The sequence below is a fragment of the Sphingobium sp. genome (assembly GCF_036170395.1).
Taxonomy (GTDB): Bacteria; Pseudomonadota; Alphaproteobacteria; order Sphingomonadales; family Sphingomonadaceae; genus Sphingobium.
Window position 1 is genome coordinate 1 of sequence record NZ_JAVHPD010000007.1, and the last position, 23,404, is coordinate 23,404.

Consider the following 23,404-nt stretch of genomic DNA (forward strand, 5'->3'; position numbering starts at 1 on the left):
CTGATCCGCTCGCTGCTCGCCTTCAACGCCTATTCGGAGGGCTGGGCGCTCTATGCCGAACAGCTGGGCGACGAACTGGGCGTCTATGAGAGCGATGCGGCGGGGCGGCTGGGCTATCTCCAGTCGATCGCCTATCGCTGCTGCCGGTTGGTGGTGGATACCGGGTTGCACGCGAAACGCTGGACCCGGAGCCAAGCGATCGACTGGTTCGCCAGCACCAATGGCTCGACGGTCGAGGATGTGCAGGGCGAGGTCGATCGCTATTGCGCCTGGCCGGGGCAGGCGTGCGGTTACAAAGTCGGCCATGGCGAGATCGTGCGGCTGCGCGGGGCAGCGCAGAAGGCGCTGGGCGAGCGGTTCGACTTCCGCCTGTTCAACGACGCGGTGGTGAAGAGCGGCGGCGTGCCGATGACCGTGCTGGCAGGCAATGTCGAGGCTTGGGTGAAGGGGCGGAAGGCCTGATAACATCATCCTCCCCTGTAAGGGGAGGAAGATTGGCGAGACCCCGCCCCCGTCGGGAACCTACCCCACGAACGCCCGCTCGATCACGAACTGGCCGGGCGCAGCGTTGCTGCCTTCGGTGAAGCCTTCGCCTTCGAAGAAGGCCGCGAACTGCTTAATCATTTCCATGCTGCCGCACATCATGATCCGATCGGTTTCGGGGTCGAACTTCGCCGCGCCCGGAATCCCTTCGAACAGCGCGCCGCTTTCGACCAGCGCGTCGATGCGGGTCGTGTTGCCCTCGAACGGCTCGCGGGTGACGGTCGGGACATAGTGAAACTGCGCGGGCGCCTGTTCCGACACCAGCGGGTCTTCGGACCATTTGCCCTCCAGTTCGTCGCGGAAGGCCAAATCGCTCACCCGGCGCACCGAATGGACGATCACCACCTGCTCGTAAAATTCATAGACATCGGGGTCGCGCGACAGGCTGAGGAAGGGCGCAAGCCCCGTGCCGGTCGAGAGCATGAACAGCCGCTTGCCGGGCAGCAGCGCGTCGGTAACGAGCGTGCCGGTGGGCTTGCGGCCGAGATAGATCTGGTCGCCGGGCTGGATCAGCTGGAGCCTGGAGGTCAGCGGCCCGTCCTGCACCTTGATCGAGAGGAACTCGATCTCCTCGTCCCAGCTGGGACTCGCGACCGAGTAAGCGCGCAGCAGCGGCTTGCCATTGTCGCCCATCAGGCCGATCATCACGAATTCGCCCGAGCGGAAGCGGAAGCTGGCAGGCCGCGTGATACGGAAGCTGAACAGATGCTCGTTCCAATGCTTGACCGACAGCACGGTCTCCACGGAAAGCGCGCCGGTCGGTTCCAATACCGGCTTGTCGGTCGTCACGTCGGTCAACAGTCTTGTCCTTGCGCCTGGGCGGCCGCGCGTCGCAGCCTTTTGCGGATCATTCGCAATAATCAATCTATGCGCGAATTGGCCCGTCCGCACGCGCGGCGCAAGGACAAAAAAACTTGGGCGCCCTAAACCGCCGCGCTTCTACCCGAACAGCCCCTTGGCGATGCCGCCCAGTTCATTCATCGGATTGCCGTCGCCGTCACGATCGAACATGCCGCCAATCTGCCCCAGCAAGCCTTCGGGGCCGGTGAGGTTGCCGAGCAGGCCCTGGAGCGCGTCGGCCGAGACGCCATGCTCCGCCGCGACCTCGGCGAGCGCGCTGACGCTGGTTTCGCCCGAGCCGATCTTCGCCGCGATCTCGCTCATCAACGCCTGCATCTGCGCCGGCTCCAGCCCGATCTGCGCCGCGACCGCTTCCAGCCCGCCCAGCTTCCCGATCAGATCGTCGAACATGCCCGTCCCTCCCGCGTGAGTGAGGAAGGAGGATAGCAGTGTCTACGAGGCGAGGCAAAACCATCCTCCCCTGTAAGGGGAGGGGGACCGCGCCCGTAGGGCGTGGTGGAGGGGTGTCACCCTCTCGATAGCGGGACACCCCTCCGTCAACCCTTCGGGTTGCCACCTCCCCTGCAAGGGGAGGATGATCGGTGCGCCAACGAAGAGGGGCCGGAGGATTTCTCCCCCGCCCCCCTTATTCCGATGTCGCCCGATCAAGCCGCAGCGACGAGCGCCGCGTTGCGGACGCTGTCGTCCACATGGTCCTCGAACTGCGCGAAATTGTCGACGAACGCCTTGACCAGCGTCGCGGCCGTCGCGTCATAGGCGTCCTTGTCGGTCCACATGGCGCGCGGATCGAGGATGGTCGAGTCGACGCCGTTCACCGCCACCGGCACCTCGAAGCCGAAATTCGGATCGATGCGGAACTCGACATTGTTGAGGCTGCCGTCGAGCGCGGCGTTGAGCAGCGCGCGAGTGACCTTGATCGGCATCCGCTTGATCCCCGGCATCGTCGCCTTGCCGCCCGCCCAGCCGGTATTGACCAGCCAGCAGGTGACGCCGCCCTTGGCGATCCGCTCCTTGAGCAGATTGCCATAGACGGTCGGATGGCGCGGCATGAACGGCGCGCCGAAGCAGGTCGAGAAGGTGGCGGTGGGCTCGGTCACGCCGATTTCGGTGCCCGCAACGCGCGCGGTATAGCCCGACAGGAAATGATACATCGCCTGGTCGGGGGTCAGCCGCGCGATCGGCGGCAGCACGCCATAGGCGTCGGCGGTCAGGAAGATGATATTCTTGGGCACCGGCCCCAGATTCTTCTCCGACGTGTTCGGGATGAAATCGATCGGGTAGGAACCCCGGCTGTTTTCCGCGAGGCTGTTGTCATCGAGGTCGATTTCGCGCGTATCTTCGTCGATCACGACATTTTCCAGCACGGTGCCGAATCGCTTGGTGGTGGCGAAAATCTCCGGTTCGGCCTCGGCCGACAGGTTTATCATCTTGGCGTAGCAGCCGCCTTCGAAATTGAAGACCGCCGTGTCCGACCAGCCATGCTCATCGTCGCCGATCAGGGTGCGGCTGGCGTCGGCCGACAGCGTCGTCTTGCCGGTGCCGGACAGGCCGAAGAAGACCGCCGTGTCGCCGTCCGGGCCGATATTGGCCGAACAGTGCATCGGCATCACGCCCTTCACCGGCAGCAGGTAGTTCAAGATGCCGAACACCGACTTCTTCATCTCGCCGGCATAGGCGGTGCCGCCGATCAGGATCAGCTTCTCGCTGAAATTGACCGCGACCACGGTCTCGGTGCGGCAGCCATGACGCGCCGGATCGGCCTTGAAGGTCGGCAGGTCGATGATGGTATATTCGGGGGCGAAGCCCGCCAGTTCATCGGCGGTAGGGCGCACAAGAAGCGTGCGGATGAAGAGGTTGTGCCAGGCCCGCTCGTTGATGACGCGCACATTGACGCGATGCTCGGGCTGCGACCCGCCGAACAGGTCGGCGACGTAGAGCGTGTCCTTCTCGCCCAGCGCGGCGAAGAAATCTGCCTTCAGCGCAGCGAAATGCTCGGGCGTCATGGGCACGTTGGTGTTGCCCCACCAGACGGTGCTTTCGGTTTCGGCGTCGCGGACGATGAACTTGTCCTTCGCGCTGCGGCCGGTATGTTTGCCGGTCTTGACGACCAGCGGGCCGTCCTTGGACAATATGCCTTCACCGTTGCGGACGGCCGCTTCGACCAGCGGCGCGGTGCCGAGATTCCAATGCAGTTGCGCATGGGTGGAAATGCCCTGGTCGGCCAGGGTTATTGAGGATTTGGCCTGCACGCCTTTGCTCCTGATATGTTAGTCGCATCGCGCAAGGTATGTTTGCGCAACCGATCCGCCGCGCCGGCGCCGCGATCTTCCGCGCGGCGTCCATCGCTTGGGAACGCCATCGGCATAGGGCTTTGTTCCTTGTCCGTCAAATGGCCGGAGCGCGCGATTGTGCCGAATATCGACAGCCTATTGACCTATGTCGCCGACCGCACCGATGCCGCGCCTTTTCTTGCAGCCGCGCGGCGCATCGTCTAACGCACCTCCTCGCCCCCTCAACGCTCCTTGGATCGCGCAGGACGCCGCATGACCGCAACCATCGCTCTGGTGGACGACGACAAGAATATCCTGACCTCGGTGTCGATCGCGCTTCAGGCCGAGGGTTTTCTGACGCGGGTCTATTCCGATGCGGAAACCGCGCTCAAGGCGCTGCTGGACAATCCCGCCGACCTCGCCGTGTTCGACATCAAGATGCCGCGCATGGATGGCCTGGAACTGCTGCGCCGGCTGCGCGAGCGGAGCCAGATGCCGGTCATTTTCCTCACCTCCAAGGCGGACGAACTGGACGAGGCGCTGGGCCTTGCGATGGGCGCCGACGACTATATCGCCAAGCCCTTTTCGCAGCGGCTGCTGATCGCCCGCATCCGCGCGATATTGCGCCGCGCCGAGGTGCGCGCCGCGCCCGAGACGCCCGACGATCCGGTCGCCGACCCGATCCTGCGCGGCCGGCTGGAGATGGACCCGGCGCGCCATCGCGTCAAATGGGCGGGGCAGGACGTGACGCTGACCGTCACCGAATTCCTGATCCTGGAAGCGCTTGCCGCGCGGCCCGGCGTGGTCAAGAACCGCAACCAGCTGATGGACGCCGCTTATCAGGACGACGTCTATGTCGATGATCGCACCATCGACAGCCATATAAAGCGCCTGCGCCGGAAATTCCGCGAGGTGGACCCCGATTTCAACGCGATCGACACGCTCTATGGCGCCGGCTACCGATTCTCGGAGGAGTGACGGCGCGCCGCTTGCGGTGCGTTGGTCGGGGCGGCTGAGCCTGACGCCGCGCATCCTGGCGATCAACGTCTTCGCGCTCGCGCTGCTCGCTGGCGGCTTCTTCTACCTCGACAGCTATCGCACCCGCATCGTCGACGCGCGGCTGGAGCAATCCGCGCGCGAGTTGCAGTTGCTTGCCATCGGCCTCGCCAATGCCCCCGCCGACCGGCACGATTCGCTGATCGCCGCCTATGCGCGCCAGACCAGGGACAGGGTGCGCCGCTACGCCCCCGACGGGCGACTGGTCGCCGACAGCTTCGCCATGGATGCGCCGCGCTACCGCCTACGCTCGCCCGACGAGGAGCAATTGCGCCGGCATATAGCCCGCTTCCTCGACAAGATGGTGGACAGCGTGGTCGATGCCGACCGGCCGCCCGATTTCGAGGAGCCTGCGATCGACCGCGCCGACGCCTGGCCCGAAGTCGCCGCCGCGCGCCGCACCGGCCGGCCGCAGGCGACGAACCGCTATGCGCCCGACCGCACCTTCATGATTTCCGCCGCTGTCCGCATGAAGGATGGCGGCAGCCTGCTTGCGACCGAAAATGCGCGCGACATCACCCGCGTGGTCCGCGCCGAGCGCTTTCGCCTCGGCATCGTCCTCGCCGCCGCGATCCTCGCCTCGGTGCTGCTCTCGCTGTTCCTCGCCCGCACTATCGTCCAGCCGCTCCAGCGCCTCGCCCGCGCCGCCGTGCGGGTGCGCCTCGGCCGGGCGCGCGAAGTCACCGTGCCGCGCCTGCCCGAGCGGCGCGACGAGATCGGGATGCTCGCCCGTGCGCTGTCCGACATGAGCCATGCGCTGCGCCAGCGGATCGACGCGACCGACGCTTTCGCCGCCGACGTGTCCCATGAACTCAAGAACCCGATCGCCTCGCTCCGCTCCGCGCTCGATGCGCTCGACCGGGTGGAGCAGCCCGACCTGCGCGCGCAGTTGATGGCGATCGCCCAGGACGATGTGCGCCGGCTCGACCGGCTCGTCACCGACATTGCCGAAGCCTCGCGCGTCGATGCCGAACTCTCCCGCACCCGGTTCGAGCCGATCGACCTTGGCCTGCTCATCGAAAAGATGGTGATCGCCCGCGAGGCGCGCGGGGTGCCGCGCGGCGTCCGCCTCGCCTTCGCCCGGCCGCGCAAGGATGTCGCGGTCGTGCTGGGCGAGGAAGGGCGGCTGATCCGCGTGCTCGACAATCTCATCGACAATGCCGTCTCCTTCTCCCCTGACGGCGGCCTGGTCCAGATCATCGCTACCGTCGCCGACGATCAGGTGTTCGTCAGCGTCGAGGATGAAGGGCCGGGCGTCCCCGAATCCGAGCGCGAGCATATTTTTCGCCGCTTCCACAGCGTCCGCCCCGAAGGCGAGGCGTTCGGCAAACATTCGGGCCTCGGCCTCGCCATCGCCCGCTCGATCGTGGAGGGGCATCAGGGCCGCATCAGCATCGGCGACCGGGAGGACGCGCAGAAGGGCGCGCGCTTCGTCGTCCGCCTGCCGATGGCGGTGGCGCGCGATCCGGGCATCGCATCGGAATGATCCGCATGGGCGCGGTCAGTCGATGATTGCAAAATCCGCCGCATAGCGTCATCGCGGCCAGAGACGATCGGGGGAGCGGACGATGACGAGCGCGAGCGGCATGGGTGCAATGTGGCGGCACAAGCGCGTGCTCGCCGCCAGCCTGATCGGCACGGCGGTGGAGTTTTACGACTTCTACATCTACGCCACCGCCGCCAGCCTGATCTTCCCCGCGCTATTCTTCCCCTCCTCCTCGCCGACCGCGCAGCTGATGGCCTCCTATGGCAGCCTCGCCCTCGCCTTCCTGGCGCGGCCGCTGGGCGCGGCGATCTTCGGCCATTATGGCGACCGCGTCGGGCGCAAGGCGACGCTGGTCACCTCGCTGATGCTGATGGGCGGCTGCACATTGCTGATCGGATTTCTGCCAACCCATGCGCAGATCGGCTGGTGGGCGCCGCTGATCCTGTGCCTGCTGCGCTTCGGCCAGGGGCTCGGCCTCGGCGGCGAATGGGGCGGCGCGGCGCTGCTGGCGGTGGAGAACGCCCCGCCCGGCTGGCGCGCGCGCTTCGGCATGTTTCCGCAGCTTGGCGCGCCGGTGGGCTTCATCGCGGCGAACGGCCTGTTCCTGCTCCTCGCCACTTTGCTGTCGGAGGCCGATTTCCTCGCCTGGGGCTGGCGCCTCCCGTTCCTGGGGAGCGCCGTGCTGGTGTTCCTTGGCCTCTGGGTGCGCCTCAAACTCACCGAGACGCCGGAATTTGCCGCGGCGAAGGCGGAAAGCCCGCCGCCCGCCGTGCCGCTCGCCACGCTCCTCTCCTCGCACCTCGGCGCGGCGATCGCCGGCACCTTCGCCTGCGCCGCCTGTTTCGCCGTCTATTATATCGCGACCGCCTTCGCGCTCGGCTACGGCACCACCACGCTCAAGATCGACCGCAGCATCTTCCTCTCGCTCCAGCTCGGCGCGATCCTGTTCATGGCCTTGAGCATCATCCTTGCCGGCTGGTGGGCGGACCGATCCAGCCCCATCCGCGTCCTCGCCTGGGGCTGCGGCGGCACGATCCTGATGGGTATCATCTTCGGGCCGCTGATCGGCACGGGCGCGCTGCTGCCGGTGTTCCTGATCCTCAGCCTCGCGCTGTTCCTGATGGGCTTCGTCTATGGCCCGCTCGGCGCTTATCTGCCCGCGCTCTTTCCCATCCAGCTCCGCTATACCGGCGCATCCTTCGCCTTCAACCTGGGCGGCATTCTCGGCGGCGCGCTCGCGCCGATCGTCGCCACCTGGCTGATCGGCGTTCAGGGGGTCGAGTTGGTCGGCCTCTATATGAGCGCCGCCGCCGCGATCAGCCTGGCGGGCCTGTGGTGGACCAGCCGCTACCCCTGATCGCTCAGATCGCCTTGCGCATCAGGATGAGCGGCACGCCCTTATCCTCGAAGGCGCGCACGTCCGCAAAGCCGAAGCGGCGATAGAGCGGCACCCCCGCCATCGTGCCCGACAGTTCCAGCGCGGCGAAGCCCTCCGCCCGCGCCGCCGCTTCGCACAGCGACAGGATCAGCATCCCCACGCCCTGCCGCACATGATCGGGATGGGTGTACATCGCCCGCACTTTCGCCGCCTCGCGCGCGGGATCGAGCAGCCGGTCGTCACGCCCGGCGCTGGCGTCATGGCCATAGGGCGTCGCGCGCCGGCTCCACCCCCCGCAGCCAGCGATCACGCCGTCCCGCTCCACGACGAAATAGGTCCCGTCGGCGATCAGCCGGCTGTCCAGCCCCATGAAGCCATGGCTCGCCCGCACCTGATCGGGGGTGAGAAAGGCGGATTGCAGCCGGTCGATCGCCAGCGTCATGACGGCGCGCAGCGCGGGTTCGTCGGCGGGCAGGGCGAGGCGGTGGGTGAGCGGCATGGCGCGTGTGGCATAACGGCTTTGCTTCCGCAGGCAAAGCAGGCGCGGCAATCATGCCACATATGAGAAGATATTTCGCCAGCAATGTGACGCTGCATGGCGGATCCAGAGACACCATCCGTTCACACGCTTGCAACAAATATCAATGCCGTGGGGGAAGGATGGAAAGGCCCATACTAACGTAGGGGGCTATCAATGATCGACCATGTATTTGCTCGTGGGTTAACCAAGGCGCTGCTTGCAACGACAGCGCTCGCCGCGATGACGGCGCCGGCATTCTCTCAGACGCCAGCCGCCCCGGATCAGGCGGCGGAAGAGAGTTCCGGTGACACGATCGTCGTCATCGGGACACGTCGTACGGACCGGTCCGTCACCGACTCAGCCTCACCGATCGACGTCATCGGGTCCGCTGAACTGGCAACCCAGCCTGCGGCGGATATGCTGGAAATCGTCAAGAATCTCGTGCCCAGCTTCAATGTCGCGCAGAACCAGATCTCCGACGCTTCCACCTTCGTTCGCGCGCCGTCTATCCGGGGCCTTGCGGGCGACATGGCGCTAGTGATGATCAACGGCAAGCGCTTCAACCGCTCCGCGCTGGTGCAGGTTGCGGCCGGCGACCCCACCAACAATCTCTCGCAAGGCTCCGACATTTCGGTGCTGCCGTCGATCGCCTTTGGCAACCTGCAAATCCTGCGTGAAGGCGCGACCGCGCAATATGGGTCTGACGCCATTGCCGGCGTTCTGAACTACACGCTGAAGGAGGAAGAGGGGCTGGAGCTTAACACGCGCTACGGCCAGTTCTACGACAATGGCGGCGACGGCATATCGCGACAGATTGCGGCCTATGCCGGCGTCAAGCTGGGTGATCGTGGCTTCATTTCGGTCGCGGGCGAATATAACAAGGACGATGGCACCATCCGCAACGCGACGCGGCCAAGCGCCGTATTGTTCGCGCAGGCGAATCCCGCTCTGGCATCGCAGCTCCCCAACTATCCAGACCCGGTACAGATTTTCGGCAATTCGCCGGCCGAGGGCTGGAAGGCCACAGTCAACGCCCATTATGACGTGACCGACGCAACCCAACTCTACGCATTCGGCAATTTCGCGCATTCCAAGATCACGCAAAGCTTCAATTATCGTCCGCCCATCACTTATACTGCGACCGATACCACAGGTGTCGTGCGCACGCAGACACGCAACTCTGCGTTCAGCCACCCGATCTACCTCACCTCCTGCCCGGCGAACAACACGACATGCCCGGCGGGCGGGTTCGTGAAGGACAGCAATACCTACTCCTTCTCCTCATTATATCCGGCAGGCTTTACCCCCCAGTTCGTCGGGGTGAAGGACCAGGCGTTCGGCGTATTGGGCATCAAGGGCGACCTGATCGAGAATCTGACGTTCGACATATCGGGATCGCTCAGCCGTAACGCGCTGACCCTGTCCATGTATGACTCACTCAGCCCCTCTTATGGGCCTCAGTCGCAGACGGAGTTCGAATTTGGTTCGCTGATCCAGCGGGAAACCAATCTGAACGCCGATTTTACCTATTCGCTTGAAGCCGGCCTCCCCAGCCCGGTCACCATCGCGTTCGGCGGCGAATATCGCAAGGAAACCTACGAGGCGACCGAAGGCGACCCGCAATCCTATGGCATCGGGCCTTATGCGACCCAGGTTCTGTATGTCGAAACGGCGCCCGGCGTATATACGCAGGATTCCACCGTCACCATGCCTCCGGGTGCGAGCGGCTATGGCGGCACCAGCCCGGATGCGGCCGACAGCTTTTCGCAGCATTCCTATGCCGGCTATCTCAGCGCGGAAGTCGATCTGACCGACACGTTGTCGGTGGGCGCGGCGGGTCGCTATGAACATTATAACACTTTCGGGTCCGCCACGGTCGGCAAGGTCAACGCGATCTGGAAGATCACGCCGGCAGTCTCGGTGCGCGGCACGATCGGTACCGGCTATCATGCGCCGTCGCCGGGCCAGAGCAACGTCCAGATCCTGACGACGGCCTTCACCAACGGCATTCAGGTGCAGACGGGAACTTATCCAGTCTCCAATCCGATTGCGCAATATTTCGGCGCGACGGCTCTGAAGCCGGAGAAGTCGACCAACTATGGCCTGGGCTTCGTGTTCCAGCCCCTGCCGAACCTGACCGTGACGGTCGACGGCTATTGGATCAAGATCAAGGATCGTATCGGCACGTCGCAGACCTATAGCGTCACTGCCGCCGACATCATTGCCCAGCCCGCCCTGCTGGCGGTGGGAGAAGGCGGCGATGTCAATTACCCGACAAGCGCCTATGATTCACGCACGGCCGGTGTCGACTTTGTCAGCACCTATCGGACAGGTCTGGGTGATGGCTTACTGAACCTGACGCTTGCCTATAATTACAACGAGACCAAGGTAACGAAGTTCGATCCGGTCATCATCAGCGCCTCGCAGAAAAAGGACATCGAGGGCACTATTCCGAAGCATCGCGCTACGTTGACCGGAACCTATTCCGTCGGCGATCTCACCATCACCGCGCGCGAAAATTTCTACGGCTCGTTCATCCTGGAAGACGCTTTCCCCGGGCAGACATTCGGGTCCAAATTCACCACCGACCTCGAAATCAGCTACAAGATCGCCGACCACTACACGCTGGCGGTGGGTGCCACCAACCTGTTCAACACCTATCCCGACAAGATCAAGGCTACCGCCGCAAACCCGATCTACGTGCTGACCAACAGCCTGTCGAACGGCCAGATCTATCCCAACAGCGGCGGGCCTTTCGGCGCCAATGGCGGCTTCTGGTACGCCCGTCTGAAGGTTAAAATCTGACGGCTGGGGTAACGCAAAAAGAAATCGGGCGCCTTTCGGCGCCCGATTTTTATGTGCCCTTGCGAAGCGGTGAGGAAGGCGCTCGCAGCGCCTTGCGCATCCCGCCGATCAACCCTCGCGATTGTCGCGGCGTTCGGCGATGCGGGCGCGCTTGCCGGTGCGGCCGCGCAGATAATAGAGCTTGGCGCGACGCACGACGCCGCGGCGGACCACGGTGATGCTGTCGATGTTGGGCGAATAGAGCGGGAATACGCGCTCCACGCCTTCGCCGAAGCTGATCTTGCGCACGGTGAAGTTCGATCCCATGCCCTTGTTCGATCGGGCGATGCACACGCCTTCGTAATTCTGGACGCGGCTGCGCTCGCCCTCGATCACCTTCACGCCCACGCGCAGCGTGTCGCCGGGGCGGAAATCGGGGATGTCCTTGGCCAGAGCGGCGATGCTTTCCGCCTCGATCTGCTGGATGATGTTCATGTCTAACTCAATCCTCACGTCGTCGCGCACCAGAGGGCGGCTGGTCCCGAACGCCGATATGGCGTTCCCAAAGGTCCGGCCGCCTTAGCCGTGTATCATCTTCCGCCCGTTGTTTCCGCCAGGCGGCGATCTTCGCATGATCCCCCGATCGCAACACTTCAGGGATCGCGCGCCCCTCCCATTCCACCGGGCGGGTATAGTGCGGATATTCGAGCAGCCCCGTTTCAAAGGACTCCTCGACTCCGCTGGAAGCCGCGCCCATTACACCGGGAAGCAGCCGCACGCAAGCATCTAGCAGCAGCAAGGCCGCCATCTCCCCGCCCGACAGGATGATGTCGCCCATGCTGACCTGCTCGATGGCGCGCGCCTCGAAAATCCGCTCGTCAAACCCCTCGAACCGGCCGCACAGGATCGTCGCCCCCGGCCCCTCCGCCAGCGCCCGCACGCGGCGCTGCGTAATGGGCGCACCGCGCGGCGTCATCGCGAGCACGGGAAGGTCGGGCCGCTTCTCCAGCGCATGATCGACCGCCGTGGCGAGCACATCGGCGCGCAGCACCATCCCCGCGCCCCCACCGGCCGGCGTGTCGTCCACCGTGCGATGCTTGTCGGTCGCAAAGTCGCGGATGTGGACCGGCTCGCAAGCCCACTTCCCCTCGGCGAGCGCCCGCCCCGCCAGCGACACGCCGAGCGGACCGGGGAACATCTCGGGATAGAGTGTCAGGATTTGCGCGGTGAAACTCACCGCCGCCGCGCCCGCAACCTTGCCGCAGACCAGCCGCCAACCATGCACAGCGCCCCGCACACCAGCAGCGCCAGTCCCACCGCGCGCAGCACGTCGGCAAATTGGCGTTCCGGGTGCAGCAGCGCCGGAATCAGCAGCAGCAGCGGGATGGGCGCGACCAGCGCCACCGCCGCCGCGATCTTCCGCCCGCGCGGCCAGCCGATGCCGAACAGCCGCCAGCCGGCGAAGAGCATGAGCAGGAGATAAAGCGCGGTGACGATCTGGGCCATGCTCCGCGCTTAGGCCAAGGCGCGGCTAGCGTCCAGATCAGGGCGTCTTGACGCTGATCTTCCATTCCTGGATTTGCGCGCTCATAGTCGGCGCCAGCAGCAGGCTGCCCGCCACCCTGCCCTTGTCGCAGGTCCAGACGAACTCGCCCGACAAATTGCCCGTCGCCTTCACCGGCGCATCGGTGCGGCACGCGCCGACCTCCGCCTTTATCGCAGCGAGTTTCTTCGCCCAGCTGTCCGCATCGTTGTCCACCAGGAAATTCATGGCGAGGGTCTCGCGCGCCACGCCGACATCCCCCGCCGCATAGATGCGCCCCGCCGCCGCATAGCCCTCGGCCACCAGCGCAGAGACCGCCACCGGCTGCGCGACCAGCGCGCCGGCCTGCTTGAGCAGCATCGCCGCGTCCCAAGCCGGCCCCGCCCCGCCCGTATAGGTGCGGTTGGTGAAGACGAAGATGCCGACGCCATGGTCGGGCATCAGCATCACATGGCTGCCATAGCCGGGATAGCCGCCGCCATGCGAGAGAGTGAGGCCCAAGTCGCAATCCTGCGCCACCCGCATCCCCATGCCATAGGCCGCCGCCTGCCGGCATGCGCTCGCGCCGCTTTTGCCGCTACGCTGGGCAAGCTGCATGAAATTGCTCCCCTCCGCCAGCATCCGCACCGCCGCGCGCGGCACCGGCCCGGCATCGGCCGCATCGCGCGCGGGCCAGGCGGAGAGCAGGAAGGCGACCCAGCGCGCATAGTCGTTGGCGCTGGTCTGCAAGCCCCCCATCGCCCCGAAGGCACCGTCGGCCATGTCCGGCTCTTTCTTCCACCGGCCCGCGTCCCAGCGATAGCCGATCGCGCGCCGCTCGACCGGCCATTCGGCGATCTCATAGCCGCTCGACGTCATGCCGAGCGGCGTCAGCAGGCTCTGCTCGACATAGCGGCGATAGGGCATCCCGCTCGCCTGCGCGACGATCCGGCCGAGCAGCGCATAGCCGAAATTGCTATATTCGTAGCGGGTGCCGGGCGCGGTGCTGAACGGCACACCCTGCCCTAGCAGCCGGGCGAAATCCGCCTCCGGCATCGGCGTCTGCCGGTCGCCCCAGGGATTGTCATCCACAAAGCCCGCGCTGTGGGTCAGCAGGTCGCGGATGCGGATGCGTGGGCTGTCGGCGGTGGGATGGGTCCAGCCACGCATTTCCGGCAGATAGCGTTCGGCCGGATCGTCCAGCGACAGGCGCCCCTCCTCCCGCAGCTTCAGGATCGAGAGCGCCGTAAACGCCTTGGTCATGGAGGCGATGCGGAACAGGCTGTCAGGCGTTACCGGCCGACTATGCACCAGATCCTGCACGCCGAAGCCCTTCACATGCACCAGCCGCCCATTGGCGACGATGCCATAGACAAGGCCCGGCGCATGGCTATCCAGCTGGAAGTCCTGAAACAGCCGGTCGATTTCCGGCACCGCGACAGCGATCTTCTTCTCGTCCGCCTGGGCGTGGGCAATGGCAGGCAAGCAGAGCAGCAGCAGCGCGAGCCAGAGCTTCATTGCGTCCAATCCTCCGCTCGCAGGTCGGGGATGTCGTCGAAGTCCGCCAGATTGTTCGTCACGATCGTCGCATCGACGCTCAGCGCGTGGGCGGCGAGCAACCGGTCGAACCGGCCCCGGCGAAAAGGCATGGCGGCATAGGCGCGCGCCGCCGCCCCGTCGAACGGCAGCAGGTTCACCTCTTCCATAAACCCATCGAGCACCTCGATAGGCGGGATCTTGCCCTGCGCCGACCCCAGCGCCAGTTCCGCGAGGACGATCGTGGAGATCGCCAGATCGCCCGCGTGGCAGGCGGCAACACGCTCGATCAGCCTGGGCCGGGTTCCCGCGAACAGGAAGATGCAGCTGTTCGTATCGAGCAGATACATCAGCGAAAGCCGGGGAAGTCCGGGTCGTCCCAGGCACGCGGGGAATCATCGAAGTCCTCGCGTGGCAGCGGCTCCAGCCACGGGGCCTTGCCCGCGAACTTGCTGACGTCGATCTTGCGCGGCGCGATATCGGCGGGCTGGAAGGTAAATTTGCCATGTTCTTCGCGCAGCACCATTTCGGTGCCTTCCTCCAGCCCCAGCGCCTTGGGCAGGCGCAAGGCCAGGCTGTTGCCCGACTTGAAGATTTTGGCTTTATAGTCTTCGCCCATGGCGCAGTCTCCGTATATACTTCCCGTATATACTACACCGCAAAGGCCGCGTCAACCACCGCCCCATCGTCTCCCAGAGCCACGACATGCATCGGGGCCATGAAGCGTTTGCCCGTGGGACGCTCGATTTCGATAATGTCGCCCGCACCGAAATTCTCGACCGCGACGATCGTCCCCAGCGTTTCGCCCTCGCTCGATACGCAGGGCAGACCGATCAGGTCGGCATGATAATATTCGCCCTCCCCCAGCGGCGGCAGAGCGGATCGCGGGACAGTCAGTTCCGTCCCGCGCAGCGCTTCGGCGGCGCTGCGGTCGCCGATTTCGGCGAAGCGCGCGACCGCGCCATTGGGGCCGGGACGCACCGACTTCAGCGTCAGCGCCCGTCCGCCTGCGTCGAAGCTCTTGTAGCTTTTGAGGCTCTCCGCCCCTTCGCCGAACAGCTTCAGGCGGACTTCGCCCGCCACCCCATGCGCGCCGATGATCGCGGCCAGAGTGACGGGCTTGTCGGTCACGTCGATCAGCCTTCGGCCTGCTCGGTCGCGGCGTCCTCGGCGGGAGCGGCTTCCTCGGCGGCGGGCTCTTCAACCGGCGCCTTGGCGGCTTCTTCCGCAGCCTTGCGGGCTTCTTCCGCTTCGGCCAGCTTGGCGGCGCGATCTTCGGCGCGCTCCTTGGCCTTCTGGCCCGGCTCGGCCTTTTTGGGGTTGTTGCTGGCCTTGCGCTCCTTCACGCCGGCGGCGTCCAGGAAGCGGGCGACGCGGTCGGTCGGCTGCGCGCCGGCCTCGACCCAGTGCTTGGCGCGCTCGGTGTCCAGCACCACCCGCTTCTCGTCGCCCTTGGGCAGGACGGGGTTGTAGCTGCCGATGCGCTCGATGAACTTGCCGTCACGCGGGGCGCGGCTGTCGGCCACGACGATGCGGTAATAAGGGCGCTTCTTGGAGCCGCCGCGCGACAGACGAATGGAGGTTGCCATCTTAACTAATTGCCTTTCTAAACCAGTTAGTTCTTGTCTTTAGGTCCGTCATCCCAGCGAAGGCTGGGATCCCACTTCCCCTTTGAAGAAGGGAGATCCCAGCCTTCGCTGGGATGACGGGGGTTGCGTCACTTCTTCATGAAATTCTGAAAGCCGGGCGGCAGGTTGGGCGCGCCGAGGCCCGGCAGCCCCTGTGGCGGCGCGCCGCCGCCGCCCAGCATCCCGTCCAGCCCGGCCCCAAGTCCTCCGGCGCCGAACATCTTGGCGAGGCCCTTCAATCCGCCCATCTTGCGGATCTTCTTCATCGCCGTTTCCATTTCCTGATGCATTTTCAGGAGGCGGTTGACGTCCTGCACCGTTCGGCCGCTGCCCTTGGCGATGCGGATCTTGCGCTTGGCGTTGATGAGCGCGGGCTTCTCCCGCTCCTTAGGCGTCATGGAGCCGATCATCGCGTCGAGATGGATCAGCGTCTTGTCGTTCGCGCCGCTGTTCGCCATCGCCGCCTGCGCCTTCTTGAGGCCCGGCAGCATTCCGGCCAGCGCGCCAAGCCCGCCCATCCGGCGCATCTGGTTCAACTGCGCGCGCAGGTCGTTCATGTCGAACTGACCCTTCGCCATCTTCTTGGCGAGCTTATCCGCTTCTTCCGCGTCGATGGTTTCCGCCGCACGTTCGACCAGCGACACGACATCGCCCATGCCCAATATGCGCTGCGCCACGCGGGCGGGATGGAAGATTTCGAGCGCGTCGAGCTTCTCGCCCGTGCCCGCGAACTTGATCGGCCGGCCGGTCACCGCCCGCATCGAGAGCGCAGCGCCGCCGCGCGCATCGCCGTCCATGCGGGTCAGCACAACGCCGGTCAGCGGCACCTGCGCGGTGAAGTTGGTCGCGACATTGACCGCGTCCTGACCCGTCAGCGAGTCCACCACCAGCAGGATTTCGGCTGGCTGGCTCGCATCGGCGACAGCCTTCATCTCGTCCATCAGCGCCTGGTCGACATGCAGGCGGCCCGCCGTGTCGAGCATCACCACGTCGAAGCCCTGGAGCTTCGCCGACTGGAGCGCCCGCCGCGCGATCTCGACCGGCTGCTGCCCCGGCACGATGGGAAGCGTCGCCACCTCGGTCTGCTGACCCAGCACCGCAAGCTGCTCCTGCGCGGCGGGGCGCTGGACGTCGAGCGACGCCATCAGCACCTTCTTGCGCTCCTTTTCCTTGAGGCGCTTGGCGATCTTGGCGGTCGTGGTGGTCTTGCCCGACCCCTGAAGGCCGACCATCATGATGACGGCGGGCGGGGTCACGTCGATCAGCAGGTCGCTCGTGTCCGACCCCAACGTCTCGGTCAGCGTGTCGGAGACGATCTTGACGACCATCTGGCCGGGCGTGACGGAGCGCAGCACGTCGCTGCCCACCGCCCGCTCGGTCGCCTGATCGACGAACTGGCGCACCACCGGCAGCGCGACGTCGGCTTCCAGCAGCGCGATTCGCACCTCGCGCATCGCGGCGCGGACATCGTCCTCCGTGAGCGCACCGCGCCCCCGCAGCTTGTCGAAGACCCCGCCTAAACGATCGCTGAGCGAATCGAACATCACCACCTCAAAACCGGGACTTGCGCCCCATCAAAACCCGTCGCATCCCCAAACGACAAAATCGCCGGCGGGCGAAACCTCGCCGGCCAGCGTCCATCCGATGCCCCACATGGGCGTCCTGGAGTCGTCAGAGTCGAACGGCACGCCGCCCGATGCTGGGGGCGCCCTTAGGGGAAAGCGGGATTGAGCGCAAGTAGCGGCGACCGACGTTGCGCAGGCTGCCCGAAGCATATATCATAACCATAATTCTAATAAGGGGATGTTTGGATGCCCAGCCGCCGCGATCTGTTCAAGTTTTCGGTTCTTCCGCTGGCCGCGGCCGCGACCGGTCAACGCGCCGGAGCCGCAACCTCGGCGAGCGCCGCCGCCGCGTCCCAGGAAGCCTCCTGCGGCGACCCCCTTATCGAATGGCCCCGCGGAGTTGAAGGTCAGCGCAAGGCCGATCTGGGCGACGGCCGCTTCCTCAATCCGGTGCTGTCGGGGGACTATCCCGACCCGTCCGTCCTCAAGGATGGCGACGATTATTACATGACCCACTCCTCGTTCGACGCGGCGCCCGGCTTGCTGATCTGGCACTCGCGCGATCTTGTGAACTGGCGTCCGCTCGCGCCCGCGCTGGCTAGGCCGCTCGGCACCGGTTTCGCCGTCGATCTGGTGAAGCACGCAGGCCGATATTACATCTACATCCCCTTCATGCGGGCGCCTTGGTCGACAGAGCTCAAGGACTTCGCCAACATCTTCGTGATCCACGCGCCGTCCATGAACGGCCCGTGGAGCGAGCCGATCGACCTCGGCATCGGCGGGCTGATCGATCCCGGTCATGTCGTGGGCGAGGACGGCCATCGCTATCTGTTCTTCAACGATGGGAAGCGGGTCAGGCTCGCACCCGATGGCCTCTCCACCGCCGGACCGATCGAAACCGCCTACAGCGCGTGGCAATATCCGGTCGACTGGATCACGGAGGCTTATGCGCCCGAAGGCCCCAAACTGTTCAAACGGGGCGACTATTTCTACCTCGTCAACGCCGTTGGCGGGACGGGCGGACCTGCTACCGGCCACATGATCGTCGCCGCCCGCTCGAAATCGTTCAATGGCCCGTGGGAGAATTGTCCCCACAATCCGATCCAGCGCACCAAATCCGCCGCCGAGCGATGGTGGTCGCGCGGCCACGCCACGTGCGTGGAGGGCCCCGGAGGCCGCTGGTTCATGATCTACCACGGCTTTGAGAATGGCTACCAGACGCTCGGGCGGCAAACCTTGCTGGAGCCTATCGAATGGACCGAGGACGGCTGGTTCCGGGCTGTCGGCGGCGACCTCTCCAAACCTCTGCCCAAACCCAAGGGGCAGGCGGTGCCGCACGGGTTGCGCCGGTCGTCGGATTTCGCCCCGGCCGACATGGGCCGCCTCTGGAGCCTTTACGCGCCATCGCCCAAGGATGCGGATCGCGTCCGGCTTCTGCCCGGCGGTCTGGCGCTGCGCGCCAAGGGTTCGAGCCCGCGTGACGGGTCCGTCCTGACCCAGCAGGTCGGCGATCGCGCCTTCGAGATTTCCGTCGAACTCGAAGTCCGGGGCGACGGCGAAGGCGGGCTGCTCCTATTCTTCAACGATCGCCTGTTCCTCGGCATGGGCATCGACGGCAAACGGATGGTCAGCTATCGCGGCGGCAAGGCGTCGCACTGGCCCGAGCCTGCCCCGCAAACGCGGCATATGCACATGCGCATCGTGAACGATCATCAGGTCGTCACCTTCTATTACAGCCTTGATGGCCGGCAATGGACCAGGCACGGCGTCAGGAGCCAGGTCACCGGCTACAACGCGAACACAGTCGACGATCTACTGAGCCTTCGCCCGGCGCTGTTCGCATCGAGCGCGGGCGAAACGCTGTTTCGCAACTTCCGGTACCGAAGTCTCTGACAAGGCCCGCCGACGCGATCGCGCACCCTGTCCTATGCAGGGCCGCGCTGGCAAAGTCCGGCTTGTTCACGCCCCATGTTGAAAGAAACATCGGCGCGTAATTTTATGTCGCATTGTGCGGGAAATGTGCGAAGTTAACGGAGGAGAATAGAGGGGAGCCTACCGCCATGAGCTGGACACGCCGCAAGCCCATGGAGGCCATGGTGCCGCAGGACAGCGGCCACCAGCTCGCCCGCACCCTGTCCTGGCCGCACCTGCTGGCGCTCGGCGTCGGCGCGATCGTGGGAACGGGCATCCTGACGCTGATCGGCGTCGGCGCGGATCGGGCTGGCCCCGCCGTCCTCCTCTCCTTCGCGATTGCGGGCGCGATCTGCGCCTGTGCAGCGCTGGCCTATGCAGAGCTGTCCACCATGATGCCGGCGGCGGGCAGCGCCTACAGCTATTCCTATGTGGTGCTTGGCGAAGGCATCGCCTGGATCGTCGGCTGGTCCCTTATCCTCGAATATAGCCTTGTCGTCTCGACCGTGGCGGTCGGCTGGTCCGGCTATGCCGGGCCGCTGCTGACCCCGCTCGGCTTCCCGGAGGCGCTCACCAGAGGCCCGGAACTGGGCGGCCTCATCAATCTGCCCGCCATCTTCATCATCGCGGTCGTCGCCGGGCTGCTGATGGTCGGCACGAAGGAAAGCGCCCGGCTCAACACCATCCTCGTCCTCATCAAGATCGTGACGCTCAGCCTCTTCGTCGCCTACGCCCTGCCCGCTTTCGACGCCGCGAACCTTAAACCCTTCATGCCCTTCGGCTTCGCCAAGCATATGGGGCCGGACGGAGTGGAGCGCGGGGTGATGGCGGCCGCGGCGATCATCTTCTTCGCCTTCTACGGCTTCGACGCCATCTCCACGGCTGCGGAGGAAGCGAAGAACCCGGACCGCGACCTTGCCATCGGCATCGTCGGATCGCTCATCGTCTGCACGCTGATCTACGTGGCTGTCGCCGCCGCCGCGATCGGCGCCATGCCCTTCACCCGCTTCGCCGACTCGCCGGAGCCGCTCGCCCTCATCCTGCGCGAAATGGGACAAGGCGGCATCGCCCGCATCGTCGCCATCGCCGCCGTCATCGCGCTGCCCACCGTGCTGCTGGGCTTCCTCTATGGGCAGAGCCGCATCTTCCTCGTCATGGCGCGCGACGGCTTCCTGCCGCAAAGCCTCGCCCGCATATCGACGCGCGGCACCCCCGCCCGCATCACTGCTCTCACCGCGATCCTGGTCGCCATCATCGCCGGCCTCCTACCCATCGACGAGATCGCCGCGCTGGCCAACGCCGGCACGCTGATCGCCTTTGCGGCGGTGGGAGCGTGCCTGCTCATATTGCGGCGGCGGATGCCGGACGTCACGCGACCGTTCAGGACACCGGCCGCCACAGCAGTAGGCATCGGCGCGGTGCTGGGCTGCACCTATCTGTTCGTAAGCTTACCGGTAAACACGATTTTGGCGTGCGTCGCGTGGAATGGCGTGGGTTTAGCCGTGTATTTCCTCTACGGGCGGAACAGAAGGCATTCAGGGTGGGAGCAGACGAATTGAACGGTCTTTTCGCAATGGCGCTTGCAGCAGCCCTGACGCGCGCAACTCCAGCAAATAGCGCGGCCGTCTGGATAACAGACGCAGATTACCCTCGCGGCGCATATGACCGAAGAGAAGAAGGGTTCGTAGCCTTTTCGCTGCTGGTTGCCCCTGATGGCAGAACGGTTCGGTGCTCCATCACGCGGTCTAGCGGATTCGCTGAGCTTGACCAGAAGACCTGCGCCGCTTTGACTGCGAGAACTCGCTTTAAGCCAGCGAAAGACGAAAATGGCGTCCCGATTTACGACACATACAGTGGCGGCCTGATGTGGTGGCACCCAACGCGCAATGGCATCCCAGCCCGAGGAGCATCTCCACCGCCTCCGCCTGTTGATCTGCACTTTACGGTGAAAAAGCTTCCCGACGGCTCAAAGGAGCAAATCGTCGGTATTGCCGTCCGAGTTGACCCTTCGGGCCATGCTGTTTTTTGCCAGCCTTCCGATCCGAAAGGCAGTGCACTTTCAATCAAACTGGCAGATGTCGCCTGCACTCAAGTCAAGGCCGGCTATAGGGCAGAAACGAAGGACGAAGCCGGAACGCCGATCGCGCTGATCGTTGGCATGCGAGCCAAGTTCGAGTCAGAGACACCTTAGCGACTCGCCTTTGTCCCCTATCTCCCCTACATCCCCGCCCATCATGGGACGCTTCTCCAAAATGCATGGCCTCGGCAACGACTTCGTCGTGATCGACGCGCGCGCCGCGCCGATCGCCATGAGCGAGGCGCGCGCCCGCGCCATTGCCGATCGTCATGCGGGGATCGGCTGCGACCAGCTCATCCTGATCGGCGACGCGCCCGATGCCGATGTCTCCATGCAGATTTTCAACGCCGACGGCAGCGAGGTGGAAGCCTGCGGCAACGCGACCCGCTGCGTGCCCCTGTTCGTGGGCCGCGACGTGACGATCCGCACGCAGGCCGGCCTGCTCGACGCGCGCCTGATCGACGGCGGCGCGAGCGTCGACATGGGCGCGCCGCGCTTCGAGTGGGATGCGATCCCGCTTGCCTATGCGATGGACACGCTGACGATGGCGGCAAGCTGGGAAGACCTGCCCGCCCCCGCCGCCGTCAATGTCGGCAACCCGCATGTCGTCTTCTTCGTGGACGACCTGGGCGCGGTCGAGACGGCGCGCCTCGGCTCGCTGATCGAGCATGATCCGCTCTTCCCGCAGCGCGTCAACGTCAACTTCGCGCAACTGATCGCCCCCGACCGCATCCGCCTCATCGTCTGGGAACGCGGCGCCGGCCTCACCCGCGCCTGCGGCACTGGCGCCTGCGCCACCGCCGTCGCCGCGATCCGGCGGAAGCTGGCGACCGGCCCCGTCACCGTCAGCCTCCCCGGTGGCGACCTCGTCATCGACTGGCAACCGGGCGGACATACCCAGATGACCGGTCCCGCCACTCATGTCTTTGACGGCGAGGCCGACTGGTCGCGCTTCTGATGCCCCTCTCCCCAACCAACGGCCCCGACATCATCACCATGGGCTGCCGCCTCAACATCGCGGAGAGCGAGGCGATCCGGCAGATGGCGAGCGGTCAGGACGACCTCATCGTCGTCAACAGCTGCGCCGTCACCGCCGAAGCCGTGCGCCAGACCCGCCAGGCGATCCGCCGCGCCCGGCGCGAGCGGCCCGAAGCCCGCATCCTCGTCACCGGCTGCGCGGCCCAGACGCAGCCGCAGACCTTCGCCGCCATGGCCGAAGTGGACGGCGTGATCGGCAACCGCGAGAAGATGGAGGCGACCAGCTACCAACGGGCGTTCGGATCATCCGCCATCGTCAAGGTCGCCGACATCATGGCGGTGCGCGACACCGCGCCGCACATGGCCAGCGCCTTCGCCGATCATGCCCGCGCCTTTCTGGAGGTGCAGAATGGCTGCGACCATCGCTGCACCTTCTGCATCATCCCCTATGGCCGGGGGAACAGCCGATCGGTGCCCGCCGGCGCGGTGATCGACAAGGCGAAAGAGCTGGTCGATGCGGGCTATCGCGAGATCGTCCTCACTGGCGTGGACGTCACCAGCTACGGCCCCGACCTCCCCGGCAGCCCGTCGCTCGGCCTGCTGATCGAACGCATATTGAAGGGCGTGCCCGACCTTCCCCGCCTGCGCCTCTCCTCGATCGACAGCGTGGAAATGGACGATCGCCTGTTCGATCTGCTCGCCCACGAACCGCGCATGATGCCCCACGTCCACCTCTCGCTCCAGTCGGGCGACGACTTGATCCTGAAGCGCATGAAGCGCCGCCACAGCCGCGCCGACGCGCTCGCGATCGTCCAGCGCCTCAAGGCCGCGCGCCCGAACATCTGCATCGGCGCGGACATCATCGCCGGCTTCCCGACCGAAGAGGAGGCGATGTTCGAGCGCAGCCTCGCGCTCGTCGAAGACTGCGACATCGTCCACGGCCACATCTTCCCCTACTCGCCGCGCGAAGGCACCCCCGCCGCCCGGATGCCGCAGGTCGATCGCGCCACGATCAAGACCCGCGCCGCCCGCCTGCGCGCCGCCTGTGAGGAACGCCGCACGCGCTGGCTCGCCAGCCTGATCGGGACGAGCCAAAGCGTGCTGGTCGAACGCAGCGGCCTCACCGGCCATGCCGAGAATTTCGCGCCGATCCGCTTTTCGACACCGCTGCCGCCCTCCACCATCGTCCGCGCGACGATCACGGGGCTTGAGAAGGGCGTCCTCTTGGCGCAAGAGGCGGGGCGAGAATGACCTTTCCTTTTCCCGTCATTCCCGCGAAAGCGGGAACC

23 protein-coding genes and 1 pseudogene are annotated in these 23,404 nt (G+C 65.5%); 11 read left to right on the forward strand and 13 right to left on the reverse strand.

Features of this window, described 5'->3' with window-relative positions; translation table 11 throughout:
- A partial coding sequence (locus tag V2B31_RS01540; protein WP_328274621.1) for a DUF885 domain-containing protein occupies positions 1 to 462 on the forward strand: 462 nt, incomplete at its 5' end.
- A 60-nt stretch (positions 463 to 522) separates the two neighbouring features.
- Here the strand turns inward: V2B31_RS01540 and V2B31_RS01545 are convergent.
- The 3 genes from V2B31_RS01545 to V2B31_RS01555 all read right to left on the reverse strand — a co-directional run bounded on the left by V2B31_RS01545 (position 523) and on the right by V2B31_RS01555 (position 3,653).
- Positions 523 to 1,341: a ferredoxin--NADP reductase gene (locus V2B31_RS01545; RefSeq protein ID WP_328274623.1), complete on the reverse strand. Its 819-nt coding sequence runs from the start codon at positions 1,339 to 1,341 to the stop codon at positions 523 to 525.
- A gap of 141 nt (positions 1,342 to 1,482) precedes the next feature.
- Positions 1,483 to 1,794: a hypothetical protein gene (locus V2B31_RS01550; RefSeq protein WP_328274625.1), complete on the reverse strand. Its 312-nt coding sequence runs from the start codon at positions 1,792 to 1,794 to the stop codon at positions 1,483 to 1,485.
- Between the two features lie 254 nt (positions 1,795 to 2,048).
- Complete coding sequence (locus V2B31_RS01555; protein ID WP_328274627.1) at positions 2,049 to 3,653, reverse strand: phosphoenolpyruvate carboxykinase; 1,605 nt, start codon at positions 3,651 to 3,653, stop codon at positions 2,049 to 2,051.
- Positions 3,654 to 3,947: 294 nt separating this feature from the next.
- Here V2B31_RS01555 and V2B31_RS01560 point away from each other — a divergent pair, with 294 nt between their 5' ends.
- From V2B31_RS01560 to V2B31_RS01570, 3 genes are all read left to right on the forward strand, one after another.
- Positions 3,948 to 4,652, forward strand: a complete 705-nt coding sequence (locus V2B31_RS01560; protein ID WP_328274629.1) for a response regulator transcription factor — start codon at positions 3,948 to 3,950, stop codon at positions 4,650 to 4,652.
- The gene (locus tag V2B31_RS01565) at positions 4,621 to 6,216 is read left to right on the forward strand and encodes a sensor histidine kinase (RefSeq protein ID WP_328274631.1); all 1,596 of its coding nucleotides are present in this window, start codon (positions 4,621 to 4,623) and stop codon (positions 6,214 to 6,216) included. Before V2B31_RS01560 ends, V2B31_RS01565 begins: the two co-directional genes overlap by 32 nt.
- An 82-nt stretch (positions 6,217 to 6,298) precedes the next feature.
- Entirely contained in the window at positions 6,299 to 7,573 is a 1,275-nt protein-coding gene (locus V2B31_RS01570) for an MFS transporter (RefSeq protein WP_328274633.1), read from the forward strand.
- 4 nt (positions 7,574 to 7,577) lie between these two features.
- Here V2B31_RS01570 and V2B31_RS01575 read toward each other — a convergent pair whose 3' ends face one another.
- Positions 7,578 to 8,093: a GNAT family N-acetyltransferase gene (locus V2B31_RS01575; protein WP_328274635.1), complete on the reverse strand. Its 516-nt coding sequence runs from the start codon at positions 8,091 to 8,093 to the stop codon at positions 7,578 to 7,580.
- 195 nt (positions 8,094 to 8,288) lie between these two features.
- On the opposite strand from V2B31_RS01575, the gene V2B31_RS01580 reads away from it, so the two are divergent.
- Positions 8,289 to 10,919: a TonB-dependent receptor plug domain-containing protein gene (locus tag V2B31_RS01580; protein WP_328274637.1), complete on the forward strand. Its 2,631-nt coding sequence runs from the start codon at positions 8,289 to 8,291 to the stop codon at positions 10,917 to 10,919.
- Between the two features lie 108 nt (positions 10,920 to 11,027).
- Here V2B31_RS01580 and rplS read toward each other — a convergent pair whose 3' ends face one another.
- The 9 genes from rplS to ffh all read right to left on the reverse strand — a co-directional run bounded on the left by rplS (position 11,028) and on the right by ffh (position 17,128).
- Positions 11,028 to 11,393 (reverse strand): 50S ribosomal protein L19, encoded by a 366-nt coding sequence (gene rplS / locus V2B31_RS01585; RefSeq protein ID WP_155178223.1) that lies wholly within the window; start codon positions 11,391 to 11,393, stop codon positions 11,028 to 11,030.
- A 7-nt stretch (positions 11,394 to 11,400) separates the two neighbouring features.
- Positions 11,401 to 12,135 (reverse strand): tRNA (guanosine(37)-N1)-methyltransferase TrmD, encoded by a 735-nt coding sequence (gene trmD / locus V2B31_RS01590; RefSeq protein ID WP_328275186.1) that lies wholly within the window; start codon positions 12,133 to 12,135, stop codon positions 11,401 to 11,403.
- Positions 12,132 to 12,404, reverse strand: a complete 273-nt coding sequence (locus V2B31_RS01595) for a hypothetical protein (protein ID WP_328274641.1) — start codon at positions 12,402 to 12,404, stop codon at positions 12,132 to 12,134. Before V2B31_RS01595 ends, trmD begins: the two co-directional genes overlap by 4 nt.
- A 37-nt stretch (positions 12,405 to 12,441) precedes the next feature.
- Positions 12,442 to 13,938 carry a serine hydrolase domain-containing protein gene (locus V2B31_RS01600; protein ID WP_328274643.1) on the reverse strand — a complete coding sequence of 499 codons (1,497 nt, stop codon included), beginning with the start codon at positions 13,936 to 13,938 and terminating at the stop codon, positions 12,442 to 12,444.
- A complete protein-coding gene (locus V2B31_RS01605) occupies positions 13,935 to 14,306 on the reverse strand; it encodes a type II toxin-antitoxin system VapC family toxin (RefSeq protein WP_328274645.1) in 372 nt (123 codons plus the stop codon). The genes V2B31_RS01600 and V2B31_RS01605 overlap by 4 nt, the downstream gene beginning before the upstream one ends.
- Positions 14,306 to 14,575 (reverse strand): AbrB/MazE/SpoVT family DNA-binding domain-containing protein, encoded by a 270-nt coding sequence (locus V2B31_RS01610; RefSeq protein ID WP_328274647.1) that lies wholly within the window; start codon positions 14,573 to 14,575, stop codon positions 14,306 to 14,308. The genes V2B31_RS01605 and V2B31_RS01610 overlap by 1 nt, the downstream gene beginning before the upstream one ends.
- 32 nt (positions 14,576 to 14,607) lie before the next feature.
- A complete protein-coding gene (rimM, locus tag V2B31_RS01615; protein WP_328274649.1) occupies positions 14,608 to 15,087 on the reverse strand; it encodes a ribosome maturation factor RimM in 480 nt (159 codons plus the stop codon).
- Positions 15,088 to 15,092: 5 nt separating this feature from the next.
- A complete protein-coding gene (rpsP, locus tag V2B31_RS01620; protein WP_328274651.1) occupies positions 15,093 to 15,545 on the reverse strand; it encodes a 30S ribosomal protein S16 in 453 nt (150 codons plus the stop codon).
- 128 nt (positions 15,546 to 15,673) lie between these two features.
- The gene (gene ffh / locus V2B31_RS01625; protein ID WP_328274653.1) at positions 15,674 to 17,128 is read right to left on the reverse strand and encodes a signal recognition particle protein; all 1,455 of its coding nucleotides are present in this window, start codon (positions 17,126 to 17,128) and stop codon (positions 15,674 to 15,676) included.
- A gap of 267 nt (positions 17,129 to 17,395) precedes the next feature.
- Here ffh and V2B31_RS01630 point away from each other — a divergent pair, with 267 nt between their 5' ends.
- The 6 genes and pseudogenes from V2B31_RS01630 to mtaB all read left to right on the forward strand — a co-directional run bounded on the left by V2B31_RS01630 (position 17,396) and on the right by mtaB (position 23,366).
- Positions 17,396 to 19,042, forward strand: coding sequence for a family 43 glycosylhydrolase (locus V2B31_RS01630; RefSeq protein WP_328274655.1), 1,647 nt, complete (start codon positions 17,396 to 17,398; stop codon positions 19,040 to 19,042).
- Positions 19,043 to 19,209: 167 nt separating this feature from the next.
- Positions 19,210 to 20,619 (forward strand): amino acid permease, encoded by a 1,410-nt coding sequence (locus tag V2B31_RS01635; RefSeq protein ID WP_328274657.1) that lies wholly within the window; start codon positions 19,210 to 19,212, stop codon positions 20,617 to 20,619.
- 14 nt (positions 20,620 to 20,633) lie between these two features.
- A pseudogene (locus V2B31_RS01640) lies at positions 20,634 to 20,888 on the forward strand (TonB family protein); the annotation flags it as partial.
- Between the two features lie 117 nt (positions 20,889 to 21,005).
- Positions 21,006 to 21,251, forward strand: a complete 246-nt coding sequence (locus V2B31_RS01645; protein ID WP_328275216.1) for a hypothetical protein — start codon at positions 21,006 to 21,008, stop codon at positions 21,249 to 21,251.
- Positions 21,252 to 21,294: 43 nt separating this feature from the next.
- Entirely contained in the window at positions 21,295 to 22,095 is an 801-nt protein-coding gene (gene dapF, locus V2B31_RS01650) for a diaminopimelate epimerase (protein ID WP_328274659.1), read from the forward strand.
- On the forward strand, positions 22,095 to 23,366 hold the full coding sequence (gene mtaB, locus V2B31_RS01655) for a tRNA (N(6)-L-threonylcarbamoyladenosine(37)-C(2))-methylthiotransferase MtaB (protein ID WP_328274661.1): 1,272 nt from the start codon (positions 22,095 to 22,097) through the stop codon (positions 23,364 to 23,366). The genes dapF and mtaB overlap by 1 nt, the downstream gene beginning before the upstream one ends.
- The last annotated feature ends 38 nt before the right edge of the window (positions 23,367 to 23,404 follow it).

What these genes read in the sequence shown, in the direction of transcription:
- rplS (WP_155178223.1), bottom strand. Translation starts at nt 11,393, where the DNA reads ATGAACATCATCCAGCAGATCGAGGCGGAAAGCATCGCCGCTCTGGCC.
- V2B31_RS01570 (WP_328274633.1), top strand. Translation starts at nt 6,299, where the DNA reads ATGACGAGCGCGAGCGGCATGGGTGCAATGTGGCGGCACAAGCGCGTG.
- V2B31_RS01635 (WP_328274657.1), top strand. Translation starts at nt 19,210, where the DNA reads ATGAGCTGGACACGCCGCAAGCCCATGGAGGCCATGGTGCCGCAGGAC.
- V2B31_RS01605 (WP_328274645.1), bottom strand. Translation starts at nt 14,306, where the DNA reads ATGTATCTGCTCGATACGAACAGCTGCATCTTCCTGTTCGCGGGAACC.
- V2B31_RS01630 (WP_328274655.1), top strand. Translation starts at nt 17,396, where the DNA reads ATGCCCAGCCGCCGCGATCTGTTCAAGTTTTCGGTTCTTCCGCTGGCC.
- V2B31_RS01610 (WP_328274647.1), bottom strand. Translation starts at nt 14,575, where the DNA reads ATGGGCGAAGACTATAAAGCCAAAATCTTCAAGTCGGGCAACAGCCTG.
- ffh (WP_328274653.1), bottom strand. Translation starts at nt 17,128, where the DNA reads ATGTTCGATTCGCTCAGCGATCGTTTAGGCGGGGTCTTCGACAAGCTG.
- V2B31_RS01565 (WP_328274631.1), top strand. Translation starts at nt 4,621, where the DNA reads ATGGCGCCGGCTACCGATTCTCGGAGGAGTGACGGCGCGCCGCTTGCG.
- V2B31_RS01595 (WP_328274641.1), bottom strand. Translation starts at nt 12,404, where the DNA reads ATGGCCCAGATCGTCACCGCGCTTTATCTCCTGCTCATGCTCTTCGCC.
- V2B31_RS01580 (WP_328274637.1), top strand. Translation starts at nt 8,289, where the DNA reads ATGATCGACCATGTATTTGCTCGTGGGTTAACCAAGGCGCTGCTTGCA.
- dapF (WP_328274659.1), top strand. Translation starts at nt 21,295, where the DNA reads ATGGGACGCTTCTCCAAAATGCATGGCCTCGGCAACGACTTCGTCGTG.
- V2B31_RS01560 (WP_328274629.1), top strand. Translation starts at nt 3,948, where the DNA reads ATGACCGCAACCATCGCTCTGGTGGACGACGACAAGAATATCCTGACC.
- mtaB (WP_328274661.1), top strand. Translation starts at nt 22,095, where the DNA reads ATGCCCCTCTCCCCAACCAACGGCCCCGACATCATCACCATGGGCTGC.
- V2B31_RS01550 (WP_328274625.1), bottom strand. Translation starts at nt 1,794, where the DNA reads ATGTTCGACGATCTGATCGGGAAGCTGGGCGGGCTGGAAGCGGTCGCG.
- V2B31_RS01600 (WP_328274643.1), bottom strand. Translation starts at nt 13,938, where the DNA reads ATGAAGCTCTGGCTCGCGCTGCTGCTGCTCTGCTTGCCTGCCATTGCC.
- rpsP (WP_328274651.1), bottom strand. Translation starts at nt 15,545, where the DNA reads ATGGCAACCTCCATTCGTCTGTCGCGCGGCGGCTCCAAGAAGCGCCCT.
- V2B31_RS01575 (WP_328274635.1), bottom strand. Translation starts at nt 8,093, where the DNA reads ATGCCGCTCACCCACCGCCTCGCCCTGCCCGCCGACGAACCCGCGCTG.